This is a genomic window from Anoxybacillus tepidamans PS2 (assembly GCF_000620165.1).
Classification (GTDB): Bacteria; Bacillota; Bacilli; order Bacillales; family Anoxybacillaceae; genus Anoxybacteroides; species Anoxybacteroides tepidamans_A.
The window spans coordinates 39,801-58,419 of sequence record NZ_JHVN01000015.1; the positions used below are offsets into that span (position 1 = coordinate 39,801).

At 42.9% G+C, this 18,619-nt stretch carries 19 protein-coding genes and 3 riboswitches; of the genes, 11 read left to right on the top strand and 8 right to left on the bottom strand.

Annotated features, from left to right (window positions below):
- Positions 1-5 precede the first annotated feature (5 nt).
- A riboswitch (guanidine-I (ykkC/yxkD leader) is annotated at positions 6-110 on the top strand.
- A gap of 64 nt (positions 111-174) precedes the next feature.
- Entirely contained in the window at positions 175-495 is a 321-nt protein-coding gene (gene sugE, locus N667_RS0112330; protein ID WP_027409858.1) for a quaternary ammonium compound efflux SMR transporter SugE, read from the top strand.
- Positions 496-518: 23 nt separating this feature from the next.
- On the opposite strand, the gene N667_RS0112335 is transcribed toward sugE, so the two are convergent.
- The 3 genes from N667_RS0112335 to N667_RS0112345 form a co-directional block, all read right to left on the bottom strand.
- Positions 519-2,048 (bottom strand): DUF4179 domain-containing protein, encoded by a 1,530-nt coding sequence (locus tag N667_RS0112335; RefSeq protein WP_035098878.1) that lies wholly within the window; start codon positions 2,046-2,048, stop codon positions 519-521.
- On the bottom strand, positions 2,045-2,605 hold the full coding sequence (locus N667_RS0112340; RefSeq protein WP_027409860.1) for an RNA polymerase sigma factor: 561 nt from the start codon (positions 2,603-2,605) through the stop codon (positions 2,045-2,047). Before N667_RS0112340 ends, N667_RS0112335 begins: the two co-directional genes overlap by 4 nt.
- 130 nt (positions 2,606-2,735) lie before the next feature.
- Positions 2,736-3,635, bottom strand: a complete 900-nt coding sequence (locus N667_RS0112345; RefSeq protein WP_027409861.1) for a DMT family transporter — start codon at positions 3,633-3,635, stop codon at positions 2,736-2,738.
- A gap of 382 nt (positions 3,636-4,017) precedes the next feature.
- On the opposite strand from N667_RS0112345, the gene N667_RS0112350 reads away from it, so the two are divergent.
- Positions 4,018-4,290, top strand: coding sequence for a YkvA family protein (locus N667_RS0112350; RefSeq protein WP_027409862.1), 273 nt, complete (start codon positions 4,018-4,020; stop codon positions 4,288-4,290).
- Between the two features lie 15 nt (positions 4,291-4,305).
- Positions 4,306-4,992 carry a TerC family protein gene (locus N667_RS0112355; RefSeq protein ID WP_027409863.1) on the top strand — a complete coding sequence of 229 codons (687 nt, stop codon included), beginning with the start codon at positions 4,306-4,308 and terminating at the stop codon, positions 4,990-4,992.
- Between the two features lie 15 nt (positions 4,993-5,007).
- On the opposite strand, the gene N667_RS0112360 is transcribed toward N667_RS0112355, so the two are convergent.
- From N667_RS0112360 to N667_RS0112370, 3 genes are all read right to left on the bottom strand, one after another.
- Positions 5,008-6,048, bottom strand: a complete 1,041-nt coding sequence (locus tag N667_RS0112360; RefSeq protein ID WP_027409864.1) for a ribonucleotide-diphosphate reductase subunit beta — start codon at positions 6,046-6,048, stop codon at positions 5,008-5,010.
- A 13-nt stretch (positions 6,049-6,061) separates the two neighbouring features.
- On the bottom strand, positions 6,062-8,302 hold the full coding sequence (locus N667_RS0112365) for a ribonucleoside-diphosphate reductase subunit alpha (RefSeq protein ID WP_035098880.1): 2,241 nt from the start codon (positions 8,300-8,302) through the stop codon (positions 6,062-6,064).
- Positions 8,303-8,426: 124 nt separating this feature from the next.
- Positions 8,427-8,623: riboswitch (cobalamin riboswitch) on the bottom strand.
- A gap of 140 nt (positions 8,624-8,763) precedes the next feature.
- A complete protein-coding gene (locus N667_RS0112370) occupies positions 8,764-9,225 on the bottom strand; it encodes a hypothetical protein (protein ID WP_027409866.1) in 462 nt (153 codons plus the stop codon).
- A gap of 316 nt (positions 9,226-9,541) precedes the next feature.
- Here N667_RS0112370 and N667_RS0112375 point away from each other — a divergent pair, with 316 nt between their 5' ends.
- Both N667_RS0112375 and N667_RS0112380 read left to right on the top strand, forming a co-directional pair.
- The gene (locus tag N667_RS0112375) at positions 9,542-11,620 is read left to right on the top strand and encodes a carbon starvation CstA family protein (RefSeq protein ID WP_027409867.1); all 2,079 of its coding nucleotides are present in this window, start codon (positions 9,542-9,544) and stop codon (positions 11,618-11,620) included.
- Positions 11,613-11,816 (top strand): YbdD/YjiX family protein, encoded by a 204-nt coding sequence (locus N667_RS0112380; protein ID WP_027409868.1) that lies wholly within the window; start codon positions 11,613-11,615, stop codon positions 11,814-11,816. Before N667_RS0112375 ends, N667_RS0112380 begins: the two co-directional genes overlap by 8 nt.
- 30 nt (positions 11,817-11,846) lie before the next feature.
- Here the strand turns inward: N667_RS0112380 and N667_RS20345 are convergent, their stop codons facing one another.
- The gene (locus N667_RS20345; RefSeq protein WP_269528357.1) at positions 11,847-11,975 is read right to left on the bottom strand and encodes a hypothetical protein; all 129 of its coding nucleotides are present in this window, start codon (positions 11,973-11,975) and stop codon (positions 11,847-11,849) included.
- Positions 11,976-12,053: 78 nt separating this feature from the next.
- Between N667_RS20345 and N667_RS0112390 the strand changes: the two genes are divergently transcribed.
- The 3 genes from N667_RS0112390 (at position 12,054) to N667_RS0112400 (ending at position 15,362) form a co-directional block, all read left to right on the top strand.
- Positions 12,054-12,971, top strand: coding sequence for a ketopantoate reductase family protein (locus tag N667_RS0112390; RefSeq protein ID WP_027409869.1), 918 nt, complete (start codon positions 12,054-12,056; stop codon positions 12,969-12,971).
- Positions 12,972-13,105: 134 nt separating this feature from the next.
- On the top strand, positions 13,106-14,770 hold the full coding sequence (locus tag N667_RS0112395) for a glycoside hydrolase family 13 protein (RefSeq protein WP_027409870.1): 1,665 nt from the start codon (positions 13,106-13,108) through the stop codon (positions 14,768-14,770).
- A 64-nt stretch (positions 14,771-14,834) separates the two neighbouring features.
- The gene (locus tag N667_RS0112400; protein WP_027409871.1) at positions 14,835-15,362 is read left to right on the top strand and encodes a YfiT family bacillithiol transferase; all 528 of its coding nucleotides are present in this window, start codon (positions 14,835-14,837) and stop codon (positions 15,360-15,362) included.
- A 29-nt stretch (positions 15,363-15,391) separates the two neighbouring features.
- Here N667_RS0112400 and N667_RS0112405 read toward each other — a convergent pair whose 3' ends face one another.
- A complete protein-coding gene (locus tag N667_RS0112405; RefSeq protein WP_027409872.1) occupies positions 15,392-16,576 on the bottom strand; it encodes a class I SAM-dependent rRNA methyltransferase in 1,185 nt (394 codons plus the stop codon).
- A gap of 156 nt (positions 16,577-16,732) precedes the next feature.
- Between N667_RS0112405 and N667_RS0112410 the strand changes: the two genes are divergently transcribed.
- The 3 genes from N667_RS0112410 (at position 16,733) to N667_RS0112420 (ending at position 18,612) form a co-directional block, all read left to right on the top strand.
- On the top strand, positions 16,733-17,053 hold the full coding sequence (locus N667_RS0112410) for a YbjQ family protein (RefSeq protein WP_027409873.1): 321 nt from the start codon (positions 16,733-16,735) through the stop codon (positions 17,051-17,053).
- 64 nt (positions 17,054-17,117) lie between these two features.
- Positions 17,118-17,225, top strand: a riboswitch (TPP riboswitch).
- Between the two features lie 117 nt (positions 17,226-17,342).
- The gene (gene tenA / locus N667_RS0112415; protein WP_027409874.1) at positions 17,343-18,038 is read left to right on the top strand and encodes a thiaminase II; all 696 of its coding nucleotides are present in this window, start codon (positions 17,343-17,345) and stop codon (positions 18,036-18,038) included.
- Positions 18,025-18,612 carry an ECF transporter S component gene (locus N667_RS0112420; protein ID WP_027409875.1) on the top strand — a complete coding sequence of 196 codons (588 nt, stop codon included), beginning with the start codon at positions 18,025-18,027 and terminating at the stop codon, positions 18,610-18,612. Before tenA ends, N667_RS0112420 begins: the two co-directional genes overlap by 14 nt.
- Positions 18,613-18,619: the final 7 nt, after the last annotated feature.

The window sequence follows — 18,619 nt, forward strand, 5'->3', positions numbered from 1 at the left end:
CTATATTGAAAGTTTTCTAGGGTTCCGTGGTTAATAGAAAAACCAGTCTGCGACCGAGAGAAAACGCACAGCCGCGTCTGTGTACACGGAGGGACAAAAGCCCGGGAGGAATATCATGACGATATTTCTGTCGCGGCTTTTTTATTTTGTATTGAGTGGGAGGAGTGAAGATATATGTCGTGGGTTTATTTAATGATCGCTGGCATTTTCGAAGTCGTATGGGCCATTTCGTTAAAATATGCAAACGGATTTACAAAGCTTGTCCCATCTCTTATCACGTTAAGCGGGATGGGGGTGAGCTTCTATTTCTTGGCGCTGGCGACGAAAACGCTGCCGATCGGAACAGCGTATGCGGTGTGGACGGGCATTGGCGCGGCAGGGGCGGTTATCATGGGCATGATTGTGTTCCATGAACCTGTCAACGCGCCTAGGCTCATTTTTTTGTTAATGATTCTTATCGGCCTAGTCGGGTTAAAGTTAACATCAGGACATTAAAAAGGCAGGGGAATTCCCTGCTTTTACTGCACAATGTTTATTTTCCAGTCAGCATCTTTATATAAAACGGTTGCTGATTTAATAGTCAAAGTCAGTGAAGATGGAGCTTTATCCATTCCTTCTATTTCTAGCCTGCTTTTGATGTGGTACATCATCGTGTCAGGATTGTAGCGGGCGTCGGTGACAAGCAACGGGTCTTTCGTATGGAGGATGTACTGTTTTTGCTGACTGTCGCTTACTCCTAAATCAATCGTTTCGGCTGTTGTTTCTTCCATGTCGAGCACACCGACTCGTTCACCCTTTTGATTTTTCTCCCATTTGAAATTACGGATCGTTATATTATTGTCTTTATAGGAAAGTGAAACAGGATGTTTTTTTAATTTGGCAAGATCAATTGTCACCGCTTTGTTTGGAAATTCGATTCTTTTAATGCCGCGAAATGCAAATGTCAGTTTTTCTCCCTTCGACAAAGGAAGGAATGAATAGTTCCATTGAATCGGTGTTGTTGTGCGCGGATCGTACGAATTTGTTTCGATGAAAAGCGGTCGCTTCGGATCATTAGCGCTTGATGATTCGGTGGTCGCGACGACGTTCCCTTTGCTGTCAAGGATGTCGAACACAGGGCGATAGAAGTACGATCCGTTGCCATCTGAGTATTCACGCTGCATTTTGTTTCGCTGCATGCCAGTTTCGGTCCATTTCGTTTCAATGTGGACGGCCGTTAAAGTAGGAGAATGCACGATATTTTGCAGCGTAATAGAAATCCCGTCCTTGGTCGTGTATCGTTGATGAATCGGCACATTTTTTGTGGCGGTGGCGCTTTTTTCAATGTGAATCGGTACCTTCAAATTCCATTTTCCTTGCACAATCCCAATTTTATTCAGACGAATATTGGCAAAAAGTTGCTTCGCATTCTTGTCGGCATCAAGAAGAAACATTAAATCGGCATAATGTTCGTGTGGAAAGACGCTTTGAATGTATTGGGTTACATCCTTCCCTTCCTTTGTCATATAGTTGATGCTTCGCGATACGATGTTTCCGTCTTCATCTGTAATGTAAAACGTGTTGAAGTCTTTAACAAAATACTCAGTTCTCCCGAGTAGCTGCTGTTCGCTATTAAACAAAATCGTCGGGTCGATATATCCGCCGTTTTCTTTTTCAAGGCTATATGTCAAAATGAGACGGTTCGCATCCGCCATAACCTCTTTAACTTTTAGTGTAATGCCCTGGTCTGTGACCGCTGCGTTTGTTTTTTCGGAAAACCCTTGTTTCGCTGCGGCTTGTAGTCCGTTGTCAAGTTCAGGACGTGTGAAGAACGATTGAATATACGCCGCAAAGGTAGGAGAAATGTATGTACCTGCGGAAACGCCAACAGCCAACGTTACTGCGGCTGCGGTTGTCCATTGCCGCCATTTCGACCGGTTTGACAAGCAGGAGGGTTTCTCTTCCATCTTGTAAGGTAGTTCCTTGGCAAACGAAAAGATGCTTTCGGGAACTTTAATATGATCGAGTGATGTTTTCACTTCTTGTTTAAACAAATCGTCATGTTTCATCGCAATTCCTCCTTCTGTTCTTTTTGATAATATTGATAAAGCAGGCTGCGCGCTTGAAACAGGCGCGATTTGACCGTTCCTTCTTTGATATTGAGAAGTTCAGCAATTTCACTAATTTTTAGATCGAAATAATAGTGGAGGACGATCACCATGCGATATTTCATATCGAGCTTTAGAATACAGGTCGCTAAGTCATTTTCGCCTTCTTTATGAATTAATTCATCAATGGGCAAGTCGCGGCGGTCAGGCAAAAAAGCCAGAACACCTGTAATATCCGCGTGATGTTTTTCTTTTCCGTTTTTTCTGGCAAGATCAATAGCCCGGTGAACAACCAGCCGATGAAACCATGCGGCAAAATGGCGAATCTCTCTGTTTTCTTTGATGGAATGATACGTTTCCAACAAACTGTTCTGCACAGCGTCTTCCGCGTCGTAGTGAGAGCGCAAAATAGCAAAGGCTATACGATATGCTTTTTCTAAATAGGGAGAAACGAGCTCGTAAAACGCCTCTTTTGAGCCGTTCCTGCATTTAAGTAAAAGTTCATCATCATTGTTCATATAATCATCCTTTCCTTTCTAAAAATGGTATCTATTATATAGGCGAGAAATAAGAAAAGAAGGTTCAGTTTTTGCATAAAAATAGGCCGCCGTCCGTGTCGGCGGCAACCTATTCATATTTGCTATATTGTTATCTCGCGCGCAATCGCCGCAGTGTTTGATTTGGCGTTTCCATTTTGACATCCGATAACAGGAAAATGCTGCTTAAAATAATGATTAATCCGACGATCATGCCGAAAGTAATTTTTTCATGTAAAAATATCATTCCCCATATGACACCGAATCCAGGAACGAGAAATGTAACGCTCAACGTTTTTGTCGGTCCGACGCTAGCGAGAAGATAGAAATAAAACAAGTAGGCGATGGCGGTGCAGAAAACGGCCAGTGCTATTACAGAGAACACGACTATTGGCGATATCGCTTTTATTGAAGTGTGGCTGGCCGCGAAAGGAAGCAATACAAGCGCCGCGCCTAGCTGTTGCCCAATAGCTAATGATAGCGAGGAGACGCCGACAAATGCTTTTTTAGCGTAAACGCCCGCACATCCATACGCTAATGCCGCTAAAATTGAGAATAATGCGGAAAGGATGGTTTCTAAGGAAAAAGGAAGCGGGCTCCACCCGACTAAAATTGATACTCCGAATGTTCCCATGAAGATCGCAATCCATTTTTTTAGTGTTAGTGGCTCTTGCAAAAAAACAAGCGAAGCGAGAGCGGTAAATAAAGGTGTTGTGGAATTTAAAATCGCTGCCATTGAGGCGCTAATATGCAAAGTAGCCGTAGCAATCAAGGTGAACGGAAGTGCCGCATTGAGCGCACCGATAACGAGAAATTCCTTCCAGTATTTCCTTATATCCACCGTCTTTTTGAACAGCCAAGCATATAATAGCAAAACGATACCAGCTATAAGTACACGCAGTTCTATAGTAAGCACAGGTCCGATCGCTGGGGCGGCGATGCGCATAAACAAAAAGGAAGCGCCCCAAAGAGCGGCAAGAAAAAATAGAGCGGCTAATTGTTTCGTATTCATTTACATTCTCTCCTAATACAAACCAGTCTTTTTTTGGATTATAACATAACTTTGGCAAGGATTTTTATAAAATAATCTTGAAAGTTTCTGATTATATAAATGACGGGTAAAACAAATTGTGAAATGAAATATAGTGCAACGGATCTTGACAGCAAGAAAAAGATCGAATATCATAAAATTGTAATTATATATGGAAATGTGTGTAAAAGGGGAGTAGCTTTTACAGCAAAGTCGTCAGTTCAGGGTTGTACGCCCTCGGCTTTGTTGGCAACAATGACGTTGTTAGCAAGACCTTTGCCAATATGGTAAAGGTCTTTTTGTATGCAAGGCCTTTACCAAAACGGTAAAGGTCTTTTTTATTACTGCGGAAAGGAGGGAGACGATGGGGAAGGTATGGAAGCAGGCGAGACTGCTTTTGAAAATTCGTCGTTTAATCCCGTTTATCATTGAGTTTTTTCGTTCGCATGAAGTGGCATTTTTTCAAAAAGCAATATATATGCTCGGCATCATTGGATATTTTCTTTTTCCGTTTGATCTCGTTCCCGACTGGATTGGGATTTTTGGTCTAGCCGATGATATTACAATATTGATGCTGATTTTGCAAAAAATGATAAAGGATGCACCGGATCATTTAAAACAGAAGTATGGAATGTAAGGAGGAATTTTGTAGATGGAACTGTTTACATTGGATTTTTGGTCGGCACTTTTATCGATTGTTATTATTGACTTGGTGCTAGCGGGAGATAACGCGATTGTGATTGGGCTGGCGGCGCGGAATTTGCCGAAGCATCAGCAAAAGCAAACGATTATATGGGGAACGGTCGGAGCAATTGTTATTCGCATTTTAGCGACGCTAGCGGTTGTATGGCTGTTAAAAATTCCGGGACTTCTCCTTGTCGGCGGCATTTTGCTTATTTGGATCGCTTATAAGTTGCTCGTTGAAGAAAAAGGTCATGAAGTGGAAGCAGGAAAAAGTATGTGGGAAGCGATTCGCACGATTATTATTGCCGATGCGCTCATGGGATTGGACAACGTTTTAGCCGTTGCTGGGGCTGCCCATGGAAGCTTTTTATTGGTTGTTTTAGGATTGCTTATTTCCGTTCCGGTTGTCGTATGGGGAAGCACGTTGATTTTAAAATGGGTGGAACGGTTCCCAATCATTATTACAATTGGTGCAGGAGTGCTTGCGTGGACAGCTGGGAAAATGATTGTGGATGAACCGTTGATCAAAGGGTATTTTGCTAATCCAATCGTAAAGTACGGATTTGAGATTCTTATCGTCGCAGGCGTCATCCTTGCTGGAACACTAAAAAAGTCCAAAGAACATAAAGGGGAAGCAAAAGCCGCCAACGGGTGATTGGCGGCTTTTGCGTTAGAGTTCATCAAATCCATTATCAATATTCACTTTTGTATATTGGCGTGATTTTTGTTCAAAAAAGTCGGACTTTCCAAGATCCACTTCTTCATATGCTTTAATCCAAGGAAGCGGATTTGTTCGATAGCCATCGAAAGGACGCTCAAAGCCAAGTTGATGGCAGCGGACATTGGCATAAAATTTAATGTAGTCATGTAAATCATCGATATGGATGCCATCGATATCGTTCCCGATAATGTAGTTGGCCCATTCAATTTCTAACTCAGCAGCTTGAATAAACGTTTGCTGTACGAAAGAAGCAAGTTCCGGCGTATTATATTCCGGATATTCGCGCAGCACTTCTTGAAATATTTTCGCGAATAAGTCCACATGGATGTGCTCATCGCGATTAATGTAGTTAATCATTGTGCTTGTTGCGACCATTTTTTGATTGCGCGCCAAATTGTAAAAGAAGGCGAATCCGGAATAGAAAAATAGACCTTCTAAAATGACATCATAGACAATCGATTTTAATAAATTTTCCGCGTTTGGCTGTTCGGCAAATTGTTTGTAGCCGTTTGTGACAAAATCATTTCGTTTCCGCAAAATCGGTTCGTTCCGCCAAAACTCAAATACTTCGTCTTGTTTCTGTTTTGGCACAAGGCTTGAAAGCACGTAAGAATACGAATGGTTGTGAATCACTTCTTGTTGAGCCAGCATAATCATGAGCGCATTGATGCTTGAATCGGTAATGTAATCAGCCACCTTTCCGGCGTAATCCGTTTGAATGCTGTCGAGCAGCGCGAGAAGGCCGATAATTTTCAAAAAGGCGTCCTGCTCGCGCGCCGTTAGCAGCGGAAATTGTTTTACGTCTTGTGACATATTGATTTCAAACGGTGTCCAAAAGTTGGCGAGCATCCGTTTATATTTAGCATAGGCCCAAGGGTAGGCGATATCATCCCAATTTAAAACGTTCGAACATTTACCGTTAATGATGCCGGTGGAACGGTTGGGCGCTTCCGGGTCCATCATCGCTCTTTTTGTTAATGTATCAGGCATTGATTTTTCCTCCTTAACTTGCGCATGATTCGCATTCTTCAATAGTACTTGATGTAGAACGAACGTAGTACGTTGTTTTTAATCCCGACTTCCAAGCGGCGAGATGAAGATCTAAAAGCTCCTTCGCCTTGATCGTATTCATTACATAGAAGTTAAAGGAGATGGATTGATCGATATGACGCTGCCGCACGGCATTTTGTTTAATGCTCCAATGTTGATCGATATGGTACGCCGATTTATAATACCACGTCGTCTTTTCATTCAAATCCGGTACGGTAACAGGAATCTTATAGTCTTTTTTCTCTTCAGCGTACATTTTCAAAAAGGTTGGATCGATGCTCGCGGTGCTTCCAGCGATGATCGCCGTTGAAGCATTTGGAGCGACCGCCATTACATAACCGTTGCGCATACCGTATTGGGCTACCTTTTGCCTTAGTTCGATCCAACGCTCAGCATCATACCCGCGCTTTTCAAAATACGCCCCCGTCTGCCAATCGGAGCCTGTGAATGCAGGGTAACTGCCTTTTTCTTTAGCCAATTCTACGCTTGCTTCAATTGCTAAATAAGCGATTTTTTCATAGAGCTTGTCTGCATACTGAACCGCTTCTTCCGATTCCCAGCGAATGCCTTGTAAAGCGAGTAAATGATGCCATCCGAATGTGCCGAGCCCGACCGCGCGATATTTTCGATTCGTCAACTGTGCTTGTAAAACGGGGATGTTATTTAAATCGATTACATTGTCGAGCATGCGCATTTGAATGGGAATGAGCCGTTCAAGCACATGATCTGTGACGGCGCGTGCAAGATTGATAGAAGACAAGTTGCAGACGACAAAGTCGCCAGGGATTTTTTCAATAATAATTTTTCCGTCTTTCGTATATTGCGTTTCGACGATCGTAGGGCTTTGATTTTGGGCGATTTCTGTGCAAAGGTTGCTGCAATAAATCATGCCGAGGTGAGCGTTTGGATTTTTTCGATTGACCTCGTCGCGATAAAACATAAATGGCGTGCCCGCTTCCAACTGACTGCGCATGATGCTTTTCATAATTTCAATAGCCGGCACTTTTTCTTTCGGTAGGCGCTCTTCGTGGACACATTCCCAATATTTTTCGCGGAAGCTGCCGGTTCCTTTTTCTTCATCATAAAAATCTTCAAGGCTGAATCCCATGACTTTCCGCACTTCATGAGGGTCAAATAAATACCAATCTCCCCGTGCTTCTACCTGCTCCATAAATAAGTCAGGAATGCAGACGCCAGTAAATAAATCATGCGTTCTCATCCGTTCATCGCCGTTATTTAGTTTCGCATCTAAAAAAGCAAAAATATCTTTATGCCATACATCCAAATAAACAGAAATCGCTCCTTTTCGCTGTCCTAACTGGTCGACGCTAACAGCGGTATTATTGAGCTGCTTCATCCATGGAATGACACCGGATGAAACGCCTTTAAAACCTCTAATGTCGCTGCCGCGGCTGCGAATCTTGCCGAGGTACACCCCGATTCCGCCTCCAGCTTTTGAAAGGTTCGCGATATCTGTGTTGCTATCATAAATTCCTTGCAAGCTATCATCGATTGTATCGATAAAGCAGCTGGACAATTGTCCGTAACTTTTTCCAGCATTCGCTAAAGTAGGAGTGGCGACGGTCATATACAAGTTACTTAGTGCCCAATAGGCTTCTTTAATGAGAGAGAAGCGCCGTGCTTTCGGCTCTTTAGCCATTAAGGTCATTGCAATGATTAAAAATCGCTCTTGCGGCAGCTCATAAATATGGCGGTCGTAATCCCGCGCAAGATAGCGGTCAGCAAGCGTACGAAGACCAATATATGTAAATAGTTTGTCCTTTTCTGGATCGATCAGTGTTCCAAGCGCTATCATCTCTTCTTTTGAGTAGTCAGCAAGCAATGAATGATTATAAATTCCTTGAGACACAAGAGCGGCAATCAATTCGTAAAAGTTCCCGTAGCGCTGCTCTGGGGCGTATCCTCGTTGTTTCGCTGCTTCAATGTATAATTTCTGCAAGTAAATCCGAGCACAGACAAACGTCCAATCCGGTTCAGTTTCACTAATAAGCGAAAGTCCTTCAAGGATTAAATCATTTGCTATTTGTTCGAATGAATTTGCATGTTTGTTTTTGATGATGCGAACGACACGTTCGATATATCGATCTGTTTGTAAATCTGGAAAATCGTTCGTAACATCGTGAATCCAAGCAACGAGTTGTTCTTGCGAAAATGTTTGAAATGTAGACAGCATGATAGTCTCCTCCTCATCCCAATAAAAAAATCCACTCTCGGTCGAGTGGATGAAACGACAGTATAAAAAGAGTAGAGAACGCCCTTCTTAAACCATCGTTTCATCTTCTCCATCCCCGAAGAATGTGAAACGAAACAAGCAAGGCAGGTCTCCTGACTTGTGCTTCCTTCTACTTTGGATCCTTCCCGTATACGCGCCGTGCCAGCTTTCGCATACAGTGGAAACTCCATTTCGTCCACACATACAGTTGCGGGGGCAGTTCTGGATTTGCACCAGATTCCCTATTAAGTCCAGATGGACACCGTTGCTTGCGGTTTGATTATTCACTATATGTAGATGTGAAAGGTGTTAAAGGTACAACATATTGTATATTTTATTGCTGGTCCCATCATATAATAAATCAATGGAAAATTCAACTATATTTTTTAGCCGCAAACGAAAACGCGCTTTTATGGGCGCGTTTACTTTCCAGATAAATGCAACTTCACAAGAATTGATTTGATCAATAAGCCAACTAGTACACCAGGAATGACAGATAAAATTGGGAGCCAAATAGGTCCAAAAAAAATGCCAAAAATAGTGACATGAGTCGAATAGATAAGCCCGACGGTGACAAAATAGGCGGAAAAAACAAATGGGAGAAAAGCGTAAGGGGATTGGCCTCCTCCCGCATCTTTGTAAGCATCCCACATTGCAAAAAAATATAGACATGGATAAAACATAAGCCACTGAAAATCAATAATTTTAATTGCTTCTATATTTTTTCCTAAAAAACTGAGCCGGATTGCTTCGTTGAACTTCGATTGTACGTTTACGATAAACTCCAGCAAAATAAATATCGTTCCTTTGAAGTATTTTTTGTTTAGAAGTTGCCCAAACCCTGGTAAAGCAATACTCCATAATAACCGTTCAATCGCTTTCACTTTTTCTTAACCCTTTACTAATGGATTTTGTTTGATGGATGCTGGCTATACCGATAAAGCTGTATATGGAAAGGGTTCCGTCCCTATCTTGTTTTTATCATCCCCCTTTTTACATTTTGTATAATTACATTTTTTGCAAATTAGAGCATTTTATACTTTTATAAAATAGCTATGTAAAAAAATGGAACTAATACATGTTAGTTGTTTATTTCAACATGTTATGTTTTATTTTATTCATGTTGGGATAGTGGTTATCTAACTTTTCTGAATAATTAGTATAATTGATTTGAATATGTGACAAAAGGGGGAAAGAAGATTGAAAGCGCTTAAATCAATTTTGCTGTGGGGGCTTATTTCTGTCCTTGGCGCTGTTGGATTTGCAGTGCTGGCTTTGCACCGCGGTGAAACGATTAATGCTATTTGGCTCATCGTAGCAGCGGTGTGCTCATATGCAGTGGCTTATCGTTTTTATAGTAAGTTTATTGCACAGAAAGTATTCCAATTGGATGATAATCGAAAAACGCCAGCGGAAGTGTTTAATGATGGAAAGGATTATGTCCCAACGAACAAGTGGGTGTTGTTTGGGCATCATTTTGCGGCGATTGCCGGTGCAGGTCCGCTCGTTGGCCCGATTTTAGCTGCACAAATGGGATATTTGCCGGGAACGCTTTGGATTGTTGTCGGCGTTGTGTTGGCAGGAGCGGTCCAAGATTTTGTGATCTTATTTGCTTCGATGCGCCGAAACGGAAAATCATTAGGTGAAATGATTAAAGAGGAAATTGGTTCCTTTACAGGTCTTATTTCTATGCTTGGTATTTTAGGAATTATGATTATTTTATTAGCTGTTTTGGCGCTAGTTGTTGTGAAGGCGCTTGTTGGAAGCCCTTGGGGAATGTTTACAATCGCAGCTACGATTCCGATTGCGATTTTGATGGGGGTTTATATGCGCTACATTCGCCCGGGACGAGTAGGAGAAGCGTCACTAATCGGTTTTATTTTATTGATCGTTTCGCTCATTAGCGGCCAATATGTAGCGGAAAATCCGACATTGGCAAATATGTTTACATTCAAAGGCGAAACGATTGCATTGTTAATGATCGCTTACGGATTTATCGCTTCCGCGTTGCCTGTTTGGCTGTTGCTTGCGCCACGTGATTATTTAAGCACGTTTTTAAAGATTGGAACGATCGTTGGCTTGGCGTTAGGCATTCTTGTCGTTGCTCCTGATTTGCAAATGCCAGCGCTGACGAAGTTTGTCGATGGCACGGGGCCTGTATTTGCAGGAAACTTATTCCCATTCCTATTTATTACAATTGCATGTGGAGCTGTTTCAGGATTCCACTCTTTAGTGTCTTCAGGAACGACGCCGAAAATGATCGAGTTGGAAAGCCATTCTCGGCCGATTGGATATGGCGCGATGTTAATGGAGTCGTTTGTCGCGGTGATGGCGCTTGTCGCCGCTTGCGTACTGACGCCTGGAGCGTATTTTGCGATCAACAGTCCGCCGGCTGTGATCGGTCAAGATGTTGTGCAAGCAGCGAACACGGTTTCTTCTTGGGGCTTTACAGTCACTCCGGATATGTTGACACAGTTAGCGAAAGACGTAGGCGAGCAAACGATTTTATCGCGGACAGGTGGAGCGCCAACATTAGCGATCGGTATGGCCTTTATTCTTGCCAAAGTAATCGGCGGAAAAACATTAATGGCGTTTTGGTATCACTTTGCTATTTTGTTTGAAGCGCTGTTCATTTTAACGACGATCGACGCAGGAACACGTGTTGGCCGTTTCATGATTCAAGATATTTTAGGGCATATTTACAAGCCGCTTGGCAAAACAGATTCTTTGCCATCCAATATTATCGCGACAACACTTTGCGTGTTCGGATGGGGATATTTCTTGTACCAAGGAGTTATTGATCCGCTCGGTGGAATCAATACGCTCTGGCCATTATTCGGTATTGCGAACCAAATGCTTGCGGGTATCGCCTTATTGCTAGGTACTACTGTTCTATTTAAAATGGGTAAAAAGGCATATGCTTGGGTGACATTAGTGCCGACAACATGGATTTTAGTCGTGACGATGACTGCTGGATATCAAAAGCTATTCCATGAAAATCCGAAAATTGGATTTTTGGCGCATGCCAAAGTGTTTAAAGATGCGTTAAACCAAGGAAAAATTATAGCTCCGGCGACAACGGAAGCGCAGATGCATCAAATTATTACAAACGATTATGTCGATGCGACATTATGTGCAATTTTCATGCTTGTCGTGTTAGCGGTGTTGATTTCGTCTGTAAACTTGTGGATTAAAGTGTTAAGCAATAAATCGACACCATTAAAAGAAGCACCTTATATCCCGCGTGATGGAGGAAATGAGGTTAAACACTATGCATAAGCTTTTTTCATCAGTGCAGAAGTACCGGAGGCAATTTCTTGATTTGCTTGTGGGTGTACCAAATTACGAACGTTATGTGGAGCATATGAAAACACATCATCCTGGAGAACCAATTAAATCGCGAAAAGAATTTTTCTGTGAAGCACAAGAGGCAAGATATAACGGCAAGGGCGGAAAAGTTTCGCGTTGTTGTTGAGAAAGGGGAGACTCGAGTCTCCCTTTTGTATTAGCGCGAGCGGGATGTTTTTGTTACCGATGATTCATTGTGTGCAACCATCTCATTGGCGATTTCAGGATTGATGGCAGCCTTTGAGCTTTGCGGTCCCGTTTTTGTTTCTTTATTTTTCTTTTTCATAATAATTTCCCTCCATATAACGCGATTCGTTAATTAATATGTGTTGTTTCAATTGATTTCATGAGGGAGGAATGGCGGATGCGTGTATTAGTGGTTGGAGCCGGTGCAGTAGGCGGTTATTTTGGCGGAAGATTGCTTGAGAAAGGAGAAGACGTAACGTTTCTTGTTCGTGAGCGGAGAAAAAAGCAATTGGAAGAGCGAGGACTTGTGATTCAGAGCGTTCATGGCGATGCGCAGTTAACACCGAAGACCCTAATTGCAGGAGAAAGAGCGGGGCGGTTTGACCTTGTGATCTTGTCGAACAAGGCATATCATTTACAAGAGGCAATTCGCGATGTCAAGCCATATGTCGAAGAAGGAACTATCATTTTGCCGTTGCTAAATGGGATGGCCCATATGGAGCTTCTTTGGCGGGAGTTTGGAAAGGAAAATGTGTTAGGGGGTCTTTGTTTTATAGAAACGACATTAGATGAGGAAGGATCAATTATTCAAACGAGTCCCGTACATGATGTAAAATTTGGCGAATGGTCAGGTGCTGTGACGGAGCGGGTACAAAGACTTGAGCAATTATTTTCGAACTGCAATGCACGATTTCACTTGAGTGAGCGTATTGTGACAGATATGTGGCATAAATATTTGTTTATCGCGGCTATGTCTGGGGTTACAACATTGTTCCGAGCACCGATCGGATTAGTGTTGTCGGGAGAGTACGGACAAGAAATCGTCTTATCCTTGTTAAAGGAAATCGGGGGGATTATGAGAGCGCACGGCGCACCGATTGCGGAAGATATTGAAGAAAGACAGTGGGCACAAATGAGGGAAATGTCGCCGGAAACAAAATCATCGATGCTGCGGGATATGGAGAAAGGACAAATGGTCGAAGCCGATCATTTGCAAGGGCATTTGCTTGAAATTGCAAAATACCACCAAATCGATGCACCGTTGCTCAAGGCGGTTTACCATCATTTGGAGTTATACGAACAGCAGAAGGGCTAGAAAATTTCTAGCCTTTTTTCCTTGAAATTTCCACAACGAATACTTATTTTTTCAAGAAGTATATTGTATATTAACATCGTATAATGTAAGGTAATATTGGAATTGTATACCGGTGAAAAGAGGAGGATACAGCATTGAAAAAAGCATGGTGGAAAGAAGGGGTTGCCTATCAAATTTATCCGCGAAGCTTTATGGATGCTAATGGAGACGGAGTAGGGGATTTGCGCGGGATTATTTCAAAATTGGATTATTTGCGCGACCTTGGAATCGATATCATATGGATTTGTCCGATCTATAAATCGCCGAACGCTGATAATGGATATGATATTAGCGATTATCACGCGATTGCGGAAGAGTTCGGTACGATGGCGGACTTTGATGAATTGTTGGCAGAGGCGCACAACCGCGGCATGAAAGTTATTTTAGACCTTGTGATCAACCATACGAGCGACGAACATCCGTGGTTTATCGAGTCGCGTTCGTCGAAAGACAACCCGAAGCGCGATTGGTATATTTGGCGCGACGGCAAAAATGGCAAGGAGCCAAACAACTGGGAGAGCATTTTTGGCGGATCGGCTTGGGAATACGATGCGAAGACGGATCAATATTATTTGCATGTTTTTGCAACGAAACAACCAGATTTAAACTGGGAAAATGAAGAAGTGCGTCGCGCGTTGTATGAAATGATTAATTGGTGGCTTGATAAAGGAATTGACGGTTTTCGTGTTGATGCGATTTCGCATATTAAAAAGAAGCCAGGGCTTCCGGATCTGCCGAATCCGAAAGGACTTGATTATGTTCCATCGTTCGATGCGCATATGAATCAAGAAGGGATTATGGAGTATTTAAAAGAGTTGAAAATGCAAACGTTTGCGCATTATGATATTATGACAGTCGGAGAAGCAAACGGGGTAAAAGTAGAACAAGCGGAAGAATGGGTTGGAGAAGAGCACGGCATTTTCAATATGATTTTTCAGTTCGAACATTTAGGCTTGTGGGAAAAAGGAATAGGCGGCACAGTCGATGTCCGGCAGTTGAAACGAACGTTAACGAAGTGGCAGAAAGGTTTGGAAAATCGAGGCTGGAACGCTTTGTTTTTGGAAAATCACGATCAGCCTCGTTCTGTTTCGACATGGGGCAACGACAAAGAGTATCTCGTCGAAAGCGCAAAGGCGTTAGGGGCTCTCTATTTTTTAATGCAAGGAACTCCCTTTATTTATCAGGGGCAAGAAATCGGCATGACGAATGTCCGTTTCCAAACGATTGATGAATACGACGACATCGCAATGAAAAACTTTTATCGTATTGAGCGGGAAAAAGGGCGGCCGCATGAGGAAATTATGGAGGTTATTTGGAAAAAAGGCCGCGACAATTCGCGCACACCGATGCAATGGTCCGCAGAAGCGAATGCTGGTTTTACGACCGGAACGCCATGGATGGGCATTAACGAAAATTACAAAGATGTTAATGTGGAGAAGCAAACGCAAGATGCTAACTCTATTCTTAATTTCTATAAAAAAATGATCCGTCTTCGCAAAGAAAACGAAATTTTTATTTATGGGACGTACGATCTCATTTTAGAACGAGACAAAGCGATTTACGCTTATACACGAACGCTGGGGAACGAAAAAGCGGTCATTATCGTCAATTTGAGCGATCAGCCTACTCTTTATCGCTATGATGCAATTAAGCTCTCTTCAAGCCATTTAGTTCTACAAAATTATGAAGTGAAGCCGCATAAAAACGCCACGCGATTTAAATTGAAACCATATGAGGCGCGCGTATATTTGTTGAAGTAGTGGCGATATAAAAGAGGGATTTTCTGTCTGTTTACCGAACTTATTAAAAAGGAGGGATAAAAAGATGGATAAAATTCGTTATCCGATTGGAACATTTGAAAAGCCAGCATCTTTTCAAGAAGAAGATTTAAAAAAATGGATTGATGATATTCGCCAACTACCGAACGGGCTGCGTGAAGCCGTCAGCGGATTAAATGCAGAACAGCTAAACACGTCGTATCGCGAAGGTGGCTGGACAGTGGCACAAGTCGTCCATCATTTGGCGGACGCGAGCATGAATGCATTTTTGCGCACGAAATGGACTCTTACCGAGAACGTTCCTTCCATTAGACCGTTTGATGAAAACGCCTGGGCGGAAACGATCGATGCTCGTTCGTTGTCAGTCGATTTCTCTCTTCGTTTGCTTGAAGGAATTCATGGAAGATGGGCGCAGTTGCTTGAATCACTAGCAATGGAAGACTTCCAAAAAACATTTTACCATGAAGGAACAAAAGCAACGGTAGATTTGTATACTCTTGTAGCGATGTACGCATGGCACGGGAAACATCATACAGCGCATATACAACAGCTGCGATCGAGAATGGGCTGGTAAAAGATAACGGACATCGATCTCGATGTCCGTTATTTGCGTGAATAGACTTCGTAAATGGCAAATTTTAAATAGTCGCCTTCTTCGGCCGCAAGCAGTTTCGGATGATCGTAACCAGCTCCGCTCCAATGCACTTGGCGCAAAATTTTTTTCGCATCGAACGCCGCCTCTTCAATCATCGCTTGAAACATGTCGGCGTGAACATGGTATGAGCAGCTTGCCGTGACAAAAAATCCTCCGTCTTTTACAAGCTTCAAGCCGTTTAAGTTAATATCTTTATAGCCAGCTAACGCTTTCGGAACGGCATGGGCCGATTTTGCGAATGCAGGCGGATCAACGATCACAACATCCCAACGTTTTCCGTCATGAACGGCTTCGCGCAAATAGTCGAACGCATTGGCGACGACGAAATCGACATTTGTAAAGCCGTTCAATGCGGCATTTCGCTTTGCTGTTTCAATGGCATGTTCAGAAATATCAACGGCCGTAACGTGCTTCGCCCCATACAAGCAAGCGTTCAGCATGAACGAACCTGTGTGAGTGAAGCAGTCGAGAACAGTGGTATTGGCATCGATGAGCGGTTTAATGGCAGCGCGATTTTGCCGCTGATCGAAGAAAAATCCCGTTTTTTGTCCGTTTTCGATATCAACAATATATTTGACGCCGTTTTCTTCAATCACAACTTCTGTGTCGCACTCGCCGTACCAAAATCCTTTTTCCTGTTCAAGGCCTTCTAACTCGCGGACGTATACGTCATTGCGCAAGTAGATCGCTTTTGGCTGAAAGACTTCAAGCAGCCCTTTTAAAATCCACTCTTTTCGTCTTTCCATTCCGAGTGAGAGAATCTGTACAACAAGCACGTCTTCATATTTATCGACAATAAGGCCTGGCAAAAAATCGGCTTCGCCGTAAATGGCGCGGCAAGATCGGACGCCCGGAATCATTCGCTCGCGATATGTCCACGCTTTGCGAATGCGGTCAATAAAAAATAGTTCATTTAATTCCTCTTCTTTATGTTGAGTTAGTACGCGCACAATCATTTGTGACTTCGGGTTGATATATCCTTTTGCTAAAAAGTAATTTTGATGGTTATATACATCGACGAAATCGCCTGGGGCAAAATCTCCTTCAATGTAATCGACTTCGCTTTGGAAAATCCAAGGATGGCCTTGTTCTAATCGCTTTTTACGCTTCCGTTTCAAAACAACTTTTGCCACGTTCTTCACTCCATTAAATATAGTTATTTGCCTTTTCTATCATACAGAATTGGCAGAAAGGAAGCAATGTTGCTAATGCTGTAGAAGCAGAGGAGGACTATTTTTGCGAATAAGGAATAATAATAAAAAATAGATGACAGAAAAGAGGGATTTGTTGTGATTCTAGTGACGACGGACTACATACCGGGAAAGCAAATAAAAGAGTATAAAGGATTCGTTAAAGGGAATACGGTGCAATCGAAGCATATCGGCAAAGATTTCATGGCAGGACTGAAAACGATTGTTGGCGGAGAGATTAAGGGGTATACAGAGATGATGGAAGAGGCGAGAAATATTGCGATTGAGCGCATGGTTGAGGAAGCGAGGCAAATGGGAGCAAATGCGATCGTGGGAGTCAAACTGGCGACAGCAGCCATTATGGCGAATACGGCAGAAATTTTGGCATATGGAACAGCGGTAGTAGTAGAAGAAACGTGAAATGACTTGACAACTAGATGAACAGTGATATGATAAACTTGAACAATCACATATTGCTGTTCCTATCATCCACTAGGGGGGCCTATAGATAGGCTGAGATCAAAGTGTGCCTTTGAGACCCTTAGAACCTGATCTGGATTATGCCAGCGTAGGGAAGTGGAAGTGGCGTGTTTGTTTTATGGATGTACACCACTTTCTTTGCGCTTGCAAAAGAAAGTGGTTTTTTATTTTGCCGAACATGCAGAGCACGGGGCCGTCTTTGCGTGCGGTACACAAGGGGGAGGATACAATGTCATTTTCACAGTTGCTGCGAAAAGCAGTGGATCCTATTTGGGAAGCGAGCTTTCACCATCCGTTCGTTAGGGAGCTTGGCGAGGGAACGCTCGATCTTTCATGTTTTCGTTACTATGTTTTGCAAGATTCATATTATTTAAGTCATTTTGCGAAAGTGCAGGCGCTCGGAGCGGCGAAGGCCCCTGATTTAGAAACGACGGCGCGCATGGCGCATCACGCGCAAAATACGCAACAAGCAGAATTGGCGTTGCATGAAAAATTTGCAAAACAGCTTGGGATTACGGAAGCGGAAAAGACTTCGTTTATTCCAGCGCCGACGGCGTATGCCTATACGTCCCATTTATATCGCGCCGCATATGAAGGGCATCTTGGGGATATTATCGCCGCTATTTTACCTTGTTACTGGCTTTACTATGAGATTGGCGAGCGATTGAAAGATTGCAAGCCTGAAGAGCCGATTTATCAAGAATGGATTGCCGCTTACGGATCGGAATGGTTTCGTCAGCTAGTTGAAGAGCAAATTAATCGATTAGACGCGATCGCAGAAAGCGTCACTGACACTGACCGGAAGCGAATGGAACAGCATTTTATCATTAGTAGCCAATATGAATATTCGTTTTGGGAAATGGCTTACCGCTTAGAAACATGGCCAATTCAAAGAAAGGAGACTACAGAGAATGCAAGCATCTAAAGGGTTGAAATTAGCCGATATTTTAATCACTGTTGTTATTTCAATTGTGTTCGGAATTGTCTACAAACTATGGGGACCGTTTTACTATTTTGTGAAACCGTTTGGCCTTCATATTGATCAGTTGGTTTACGGAATGTGGTTTATTGCGGCGACCGTGGCGTTTCTTATTATTCGTAAGCCAGGGGTGGCTTTATTGGCGGAAATTGCTGCTTCCTCTGGTGAGTTTATTGCTGGTTCCGAGTGGGGCCTTGAAGTGTTGATTTATGGTGTCGTACAAGGTTTACTTGCTGAAATTGTATTTGCTGCGTTCCGCTATAAGCGGTTTGATGTGTTGGTTGTCTCGTTAGCGGCGATCGGTTCAACGATTGGTTCACTCGTTATGGATTTTTATAAAGGATACATCGAAGCGTTGGCGCCTTGGAATTTGGCATTGTTCCTTCTTGCTCGATTTGTTGGGGCGGTTCTAATTTCTGGTGTGTTTGCTTCTTCATTAGTAAAAGCGCTTGAAGCAACAGGTGTGACGCAAATGGTTCGTTCCGCTTCTAAGGAAGACTATGAGCAGCTGAACCGTTAAAGGGTGA